General features: G+C 38.1%; 7 protein-coding genes and 1 other annotated feature. All 7 genes read left to right on the top strand.

All coding sequences use genetic code 11. The features are described from left to right. The first annotated feature begins 150 nt into the window (after positions 1 to 150). On the top strand, positions 151 to 1,542 hold the full coding sequence (gene pgdA / locus ADH31_RS01945; protein ID WP_049508654.1) for a peptidoglycan-N-acetylglucosamine deacetylase PgdA: 1,392 nt from the start codon (positions 151 to 153) through the stop codon (positions 1,540 to 1,542). 87 nt (positions 1,543 to 1,629) lie between these two features. Continuing rightward, positions 1,630 to 1,760, top strand: a sequence feature (ribosomal protein L20 leader region). A gap of 15 nt (positions 1,761 to 1,775) precedes the next feature. Continuing rightward, the gene (gene infC, locus ADH31_RS01940; protein ID WP_000848177.1) at positions 1,776 to 2,306 is read left to right on the top strand and encodes a translation initiation factor IF-3; all 531 of its coding nucleotides are present in this window, start codon (positions 1,776 to 1,778) and stop codon (positions 2,304 to 2,306) included. A gap of 32 nt (positions 2,307 to 2,338) precedes the next feature. Further along, a complete protein-coding gene (gene rpmI, locus ADH31_RS01935) occupies positions 2,339 to 2,539 on the top strand; it encodes a 50S ribosomal protein L35 (RefSeq protein ID WP_003003453.1) in 201 nt (66 codons plus the stop codon). A gap of 51 nt (positions 2,540 to 2,590) precedes the next feature. After that, the gene (gene rplT / locus ADH31_RS01930; protein WP_049508651.1) at positions 2,591 to 2,950 is read left to right on the top strand and encodes a 50S ribosomal protein L20; all 360 of its coding nucleotides are present in this window, start codon (positions 2,591 to 2,593) and stop codon (positions 2,948 to 2,950) included. A 57-nt stretch (positions 2,951 to 3,007) separates the two neighbouring features. After that, positions 3,008 to 3,394: a VOC family protein gene (locus tag ADH31_RS01925; protein ID WP_049508650.1), complete on the top strand. Its 387-nt coding sequence runs from the start codon at positions 3,008 to 3,010 to the stop codon at positions 3,392 to 3,394. Positions 3,395 to 3,471: 77 nt separating this feature from the next. Then, positions 3,472 to 4,182, top strand: coding sequence for a B3/B4 domain-containing protein (locus ADH31_RS01920; protein WP_049508648.1), 711 nt, complete (start codon positions 3,472 to 3,474; stop codon positions 4,180 to 4,182). A 117-nt stretch (positions 4,183 to 4,299) separates the two neighbouring features. Beyond that, positions 4,300 to 7,401, top strand: a complete 3,102-nt coding sequence (locus tag ADH31_RS01915) for a DNA polymerase III subunit alpha (RefSeq protein ID WP_049508647.1) — start codon at positions 4,300 to 4,302, stop codon at positions 7,399 to 7,401. Positions 7,402 to 7,450: the final 49 nt, after the last annotated feature.

Raw genomic sequence — 7,450 nt, 5'->3', positions numbered from 1 at the left:
ATCAGCTACCGCGTCAAAGTTTGATTGCTAATAAAAAATGAGGTAGGGAGCTTTTGTCCCAACCTCTTTCTTTTACCGAACTTTTTCTAAAAAATGGACATTTTCCTATTTATCATTGAAATTATAGGCATGATTTGATATGATAAGACTATGACAAAAAAAAGAACAAGCCGTAAAGTAAACGACAGAAAGAGAAGAAATTTGTGGATTATTGTGGGGCTTCTATTCTTCACAATCTTAACATTAGGAGCAGGCATTGCTTATAAAGTCTTGACGAAGCAGGCTTTTGAGCAAAAAATTGAAGCACTGAAAAAAGAAAAAGATGATTCCTATTCACAAGGAAGTCAGAAAGATCATTTTCGTAAAGGGCAGGCAGAAATCATCACCTACTATCCTATGACGGGGGACAAGGTCATTACCCCTGTTCAGGATATCATTGTAAAAGATATCACGGATAAGGTAGAAGATAAGGAAGATTTGATTTTTTACTACTCTGAGAAAGATTCTTCTGCTATCAAGGGTGTGGAGAGTCATCTTGTGAAAAAACAGGCCTATGATTTGAGTGATTCTACTGTTGTGGAATTAGAAAATACCTCATTAGATCAGCTTTATCTTAAGGAAGATGGGACCCTGTTTACTTTAGATCAGCTCTTTACAGATGCTAGCAAAGCTAAAGAGAAGTTTCTTGAGGATATCAAGTCAACGCTCCAAGATAAAAAGATTGAACAAACTCTTGTTGATCAAGTAATAGCCGATTTTACAGCTAGCGATTTATCATCTTGGAAGTTTGCATACAAAGATAGTCAATTGGTTCTTTATCCAATCAAAGCAACCAATAATGTAGAAGAAATAGCTTTGCCTATTTCAGACTTCTTTGATGTTATCCAATCGTCCTATCTAACTGAAAAGGATGCAGAACTTTATAAGAAGGCTCAGGCTGAGAAAAATAAAAAAGTAGTAGCTCTTACCTTTGATGATGGACCAGATGGAAATACAACTCCACAAGCTTTAGATATTCTAGCCAAGTATAAGATCAAAGCAACCTTCTTTGTACAAGGAAAGAATATTGCAGGTAATGAGTCGATTCTTAAACGTATGCAGTCTGAAGGTCATGAAGTTGGAAACCATAGTTGGAATCACCCGGTTTTAACAAAACTGTCATTAGAAGACGCTAAGAAACAGCTTACAGATACCGAAGATGCTATTACAAAAGTTCTTGGGAAAAGCTCTAAATTGATGCGTCCACCATACGGTGCAATCTCAGATGATATTCGTAATAGCCTTGATTTAAGCTTTATCATGTGGGATGTGGATAGTTTGGATTGGAAGAGTAAAAATGAAGCAGCGATTTTGACAGAAATTCAGCGTCAGGTAAGCAATGGATCTATCATTTTAATGCATGATATCCATCAAACATCTGTTAATTCACTACCAAAAGTAATTGAGTATCTACAGGAACAAGGATATAGTTTTGTGACGGTATCAGATCTACTCAACACTCGTTTGAAGCCACATGAGATTTACTATTCTCGTAACCAGTAAGTTCACAGTAGGCAAATATTTAAAAAAATTAAAAAAAGATAGTTTTAATCTTGACAAGTAGGGGAAAACTTGATATCATATAAAAGTTGAGAAAAGCAGAAGTGAGAACTTCTCGCCTTGCGACTAACGTTGTCTGGCCCCTACGGATCAAATTTCAGAAATGAAATACAATCATGTAGTGCGGGTTTGCGTTAGCAAGTCCGCTCTTGTTTTTCTCTAAATTAAAAAAAGAGGTGAAAACCATAGCAAAGCAAGACTTATTCATCAATGATGAAATTCGTGTACGCGAAGTTCGCTTAATCGGTCTTGAAGGTGAGCAATTGGGTATCAAACCACTAAGCGAAGCGCAAGCACTTGCGGACGAAGCTAATGTGGACTTGGTTCTCATTCAACCTCAAGCTAAACCTCCTGTTGCGAAAATTATGGACTACGGTAAGTTCAAATTTGAGTACCAGAAGAAACAAAAAGAGCAACGCAAAAAACAAAGCGTTGTGACCGTGAAAGAAGTTCGTTTGAGCCCAGTTATCGACAAGGGTGATTTCGAAACTAAACTTCGCAATGCTCGCAAGTTCCTTGAAAAAGGAAACAAAGTGAAGGTATCCATTCGCTTTAAGGGGCGTATGATCACCCATAAAGAGATTGGTGCAAAAGTTTTAGCCGAGTTCGCTGAAGCAACTCAAGATATTGCTATCATTGAACAACGTGCTAAAATGGATGGACGCCAAATGTTCATGCAATTGGCGCCAGCAACTGACAAAAAATAATTGTCAGAAAGTTAAATAAAGGAGAAAAAATCATGCCAAAACAAAAAACACACCGCGCATCAGCTAAACGTTTCAAACGTACAGGTTCTGGTGGACTTAAACGTTTCCGTGCTTACACATCTCACCGTTTCCACGGAAAAACTAAAAAACAACGTCGTCATCTTCGTAAAGCATCTATGGTGCATGCAGGAGATTTCAAACGTATCAAAGCAATGCTTACTCGCTTGAAATAATCGCGTATTTGTAAGTAAACAATTCTAGGAAATATTTGGAGGAAATAAAACATGGCACGTGTTAAAGGTGGCGTTGTATCACGCAAACGTCGTAAACGTATTCTTAAATTAGCAAAAGGTTACTATGGAGCTAAACACATCTTGTTCCGTACTGCGAAAGAACAAGTAATGAACTCTTACTACTATGCATACCGTGACCGTCGTCAAAAGAAACGTGACTTCCGTAAATTGTGGATCACACGTATCAATGCGGCAGCTCGTTTGAACGGACTTTCATACTCACAATTGATGCATGGTTTGAAATTGGCTGAGATCGAAGTTAACCGTAAAATGCTTGCTGACTTGGCTGTTAACGATGCAGCAGCTTTCGCAGCTCTTGCAGATGCAGCTAAAGCAAAACTTGGTAAATAATTATTCATAAGACTGGTGCAAGTTTGTCCCAGTCTTTTTTAAACAAAGGAGAAAAAAATGGCTTCAAAAATGCTACACACATGCTTGCGAGTAGAAAATCTTGAAAAATCAATCGCTTTTTATCAAGATGCTTTTGGTTTTAAGGAATTACGTCGCAAGGACTTTCCAGACTATGCTTTCACTATTGTTTATCTTGGACTTGAAGGTGATGATTATGAGTTGGAGTTGACTTACAACTATGATCACGGACCTTATGTTGTCGGTGATGGTTTTGCTCACATCGCCCTAAGCACACCTGATCTTGAGGCTCTTCACAAAGAACATAGCGACAAAGGCTATGAAGTGACAGCACCTAATGGACTTCCAGGGACTCAACCAAACTATTACTTTATCAAAGATCCAGATGGATACAAGGTAGAAGTAATTCGTGAACATTCATTATAGTTCCTATCGAGTAGCTTGTATGCTACTCTTTTTTTTGAATTTGTGGTAGAATGAAAGAAAAAGAATGGAGCAAGGTCATGAAAGTTCATGTAAAAGATGATTTTTGGCAACTATTTCCAGATGCTCAAATCTCTGTATTGGTGGTAAAAGGTCTCAACAATACTATTGATGAGAATGAGGATCCATATTTTAAAGCTTTACTAGATGAAGGGACGAAAAAAGCTCGGACTTTTATACCAGATGACAATTTCACTCAGAATGAAGTGATTCAAGAATGGCGTCAAGCATTCACTAAATTCAAAACCAAAAAAGGTGCTCGTTCTTCTATTGAAGCTTTATTAAAGCGTGTAAGTCAAGGAAGAGAATTTAATCCAATAAATCCTTTGGTAGATATTTATAATAGTGTTTCACTTTCTTACGCTGTTCCTTGTGGGGGAGAGGATTTAGCTAAGATTGTTGGTGACTTATGTCTCGGAAGAGCTCAAGGAAATGAATCCTTCTTTCCACTAGGGGCCGAAAGTGATGCTCCTGCATTAGCCGATGAAATGATTTATTTTGATGAACAAGGTGCGGTTTGTCGGTGTTTAAACTGGCGTGAAGCCCAAAGAACCATGTTAACAGAAGAAACCAAAGATGCTGTTTTAGTCATTGAAGCTATCAATGAAGACCAAGCATCACGAGCTCGGGAAGCAATGCTAGAATTACATACTAAAATTGAGGAATATTTTGGTGTCAGTGGTAAGATCAGCCACTTGACAGCTACAAATCCTATCCTAGAGGTAGAATAATGAATGGGAATCACGGTTAATTCAACTGTGGTTCTTTTTTCTATAAGGGAAGAAAGAAATTGTTTTTCTATTTTTTAAAATGGTATAATATAAGGAGAAAAAGGGAGGTGAAAGCGAGTGATTGCACAACTTGATACAAAAACGGTTTATAGTTTCATGGAGAGTATGATTTCCATTCGGAAGTATGTTGATCAAGGAAAAGCATACGGCTACTCAGCACTTGGAATCATGGATATTGATAATCTCTATGGGGCTTATTATTTTATCAAAGAGTGCCAAAAACAGGGGATTCAGCCTGTATTAGGTCTTGAGGTGTCTGTTCATCATAAGGAGGAACTCGTCAACCTTCGATTTTTAGCCTTGTCAAATCATGGCTATCGAAATATCATGAAGCTTTCGACTCTAAAAATGACAGGTAAAAAGGAATGGACTGATTTTTCTCCCTATCTAGAAGATGTTTGTGTTATTGTTCCCTATTATTCTGCAATTGATTCCTTGGACTTAGGGCATGACTATTATATCGGAGTGTATCCAGATACACCTCAGTCGAATTTTTCTCACCCCATCCTCCCACTTTATCGTGTTAATTCCTTCGAATCTGAGGATTTAGAAACGCTTCAAATGCTCAAGGCGATTAAGGAAAATGTGACCTTGCGAGAGGTAGATGTTCAAGCGCAACAAGGCTTGTTTTTACCTGCTGACCGTTTAGAACAGATTTTTTTAGAGAAATTTCCACTCGCGCTTGAAAATCTTGCAAGATTAATCAAGGAAGCTTCCTATGAGATTGATAGTAGTCTCAAGCTTCCACGCTTCAATCCAGAGCGTCCTGCTGTTGAAGAGTTGCGCGAAAGAGCTATTAAGGGCTTGGAACAGAAAGGCTTACTAGATTCAGTTTATCAGGAACGTTTGGAAGAAGAACTATCTGTGATTCATGACATGGGATTCGATGACTATTTCTTGGTTGTCTGGGATCTCTTACGTTTCGGTCGTTCTCAGGGATATTATATGGGAATGGGACGTGGGTCTGCAGTTGGAAGTCTAGTGGCCTATGCCTTAAATATTACTGGTATTGATCCTGTAGCTAAAAACCTTATCTTTGAGCGCTTTTTAAATCGTGAACGCTATACCATGCCTGATATCGATATTGATATTCCTGATATCTATCGTCCTGAATTTATCCGCTATGTTCGTGACCGTTATGGTAGTATTCACGCTGCTCAGATAGTCACTTACTCGACTTTTGGTGCCAAACAGGCTATCCGAGATGTTTTTAAACGGTATGGTGTTCCCGAGTACGAGTTGACATCCATAACCAAGAAAATTGGTTTCAAAGATACCTTGACAAGCGCCTATGAAGGCAATCTAGGCTTTAGACAACTGATTCAAAGTAAGATTGAGTACCTAAAGGCTTTTGAAATTGCCAAAAAGATAGAAGGCTATCCTCGACAGACCTCTATCCATGCTGCTGGTGTCGTGATTAGTGATAAAAATCTAACGGACTATATTCCTCTTAAGTATGGTGAGGATATGCTCATTACCCAGTATGATGCTCATGGAGTTGAAGGAAATGGTTTGCTCAAGATGGATTTCTTGGGCTTAAGAAACCTAACTTTCGCTCAAAAAATGCAGGAGCTCTTATTTGAAACTCAAGGAATTCAGTTAAGGATTGAGGAAATTGATCTTGAGGATAGGGAAACTTTAGCCCTCTTTGCAGCTGGGAAGACTAAGGGGATTTTTCAGTTTGAACAACCTGGAGCTATCCGTTTATTGAAACGAGTGAAGCCACAAAACTTTGAAGAAGTAGTAGCAACAACTTCTTTAAACCGACCAGGTGCGAGCGACTATATTGATAACTTTGTGGCCAGAAAACATGGTAAAGAAAAGGTGACGGTTCTGGACCCAGTTTTGGAAGATATTTTAGCTCCAACTTATGGAATTATGCTTTACCAAGAACAGGTGATGCAAGTAGCTCAGCGATATGCTGGTTTTAGCCTTGGGAAGGCCGACATTTTACGTCGTGCCATGGGTAAAAAGAACGCAGCTGAGATGCACCGAATGGAAGAGAGTTTTATCCAAGGTGCACTCGAAAAAGGTCATGGAAAGGAACAGGCTCAGCAGGTTTTTGCTGTCATGGAAAAATTTGCTGGTTATGGTTTCAACCGATCACATGCTTATGCTTATGCGGCTTTAGCTTTTCAACTTGCTTACTTTAAAACACATTACCCAGAAATCTTTTATCAAGTCATGCTCAACTATGCCAGTGGAGATTATATTCTCGATGCGCTTGAAATGGGCTTTGAACTGACACCACTCTCTATCAATACAATCCCATATCAGGATAAATTGACAGACAAGACTATTTACTTGGGACTTAAGAGTATCAAGGGGATGCCTCGAGATTTTGCCTATTGGATTTTAGAGAATCGTCCTTTTAGTAGTGTCGAAGATTTTGTCACTCGCTTGCCTAAAAATTATCAGAAGTTGAGTCTTTTAACTCCCCTAGTCGAGATTGGTTTATTCGATAGTTTTGAAAAAAATCGCCAAAAAATCTTATCCAATTTACCTACTTTGTTTATTTTTGTGGAAGAATTGGGTAGTTTATTTGCAGATAATAGCTACAATTGGCTTGAGAGTGAGGATTTTACGCAAGTCGAGAAGTTTCGTAAGGAACAGGAGTGGCTTGGAGTTGGTATCAGTCCGCATCCCTTACTGGTTTTAGCAAAGAATCCCCTCTATCCAATTGTGAGTTTGTCTGAACTATCTGAAGGACAGACAGCTACAGTACTCGTTGAGATACAGTCTATCCGAGTAATCAGAACTAAAAAAGGTGAAAATATGGCCTTTTTGAAAGTTAGTGATAGCAAATCAAATTTGGAAGTTACTGTTTTTTCTGACCAGTATCGCCAATTTAAAAATTACTTACATGAAGGAAGATTCTACTACCTTAATGGAAAAGTACAGACAAGAGATGGTCGGCTTCAATTAGTGTTAAATAATCTAAAAGAAGCAGTGAGTGAACGATTTTGGATACAGGCTGCTGATCATGAACATGATACTGAAATTTATCATATTTTAGAGCAATATAAGGGAGAAATTCCAGTCATCATTCGCTACGAAAATGAACAAAAAAATGTCCTTTTACCGAGTTATTTTGTTGCAAAAGATGTTAGTTTACAGGAATCTTTAAGTCAGATAGTTATGAAAACGATTTATCGTTAAAAATCAATGAAAATAAAAGAATTTTAACTTTAATTATGGTATAATCAGT

Origin of the sequence: Streptococcus pseudopneumoniae, from assembly GCF_001072375.1 — a bacterium.
GTDB classification, from domain to species: Bacteria; Bacillota; Bacilli; order Lactobacillales; family Streptococcaceae; genus Streptococcus; species Streptococcus pseudopneumoniae_L.
Note: the sequence above shows the minus strand (reverse complement) of the source record. Positions and strands in the feature narration are given on the sequence as shown.

Excerpts from the sequence above, each read along its gene's own strand:
- pgdA (WP_049508654.1), top strand. The coding sequence starts at position 151 with ATGACAAAAAAAAGAACAAGCCGTAAAGTAAACGACAGAAAGAGAAGA.
- rpmI (WP_003003453.1), top strand. The coding sequence starts at position 2,339 with ATGCCAAAACAAAAAACACACCGCGCATCAGCTAAACGTTTCAAACGT.
- ADH31_RS01925 (WP_049508650.1), top strand. The coding sequence starts at position 3,008 with ATGGCTTCAAAAATGCTACACACATGCTTGCGAGTAGAAAATCTTGAA.
- rplT (WP_049508651.1), top strand. The coding sequence starts at position 2,591 with ATGGCACGTGTTAAAGGTGGCGTTGTATCACGCAAACGTCGTAAACGT.
- ADH31_RS01920 (WP_049508648.1), top strand. The coding sequence starts at position 3,472 with ATGAAAGTTCATGTAAAAGATGATTTTTGGCAACTATTTCCAGATGCT.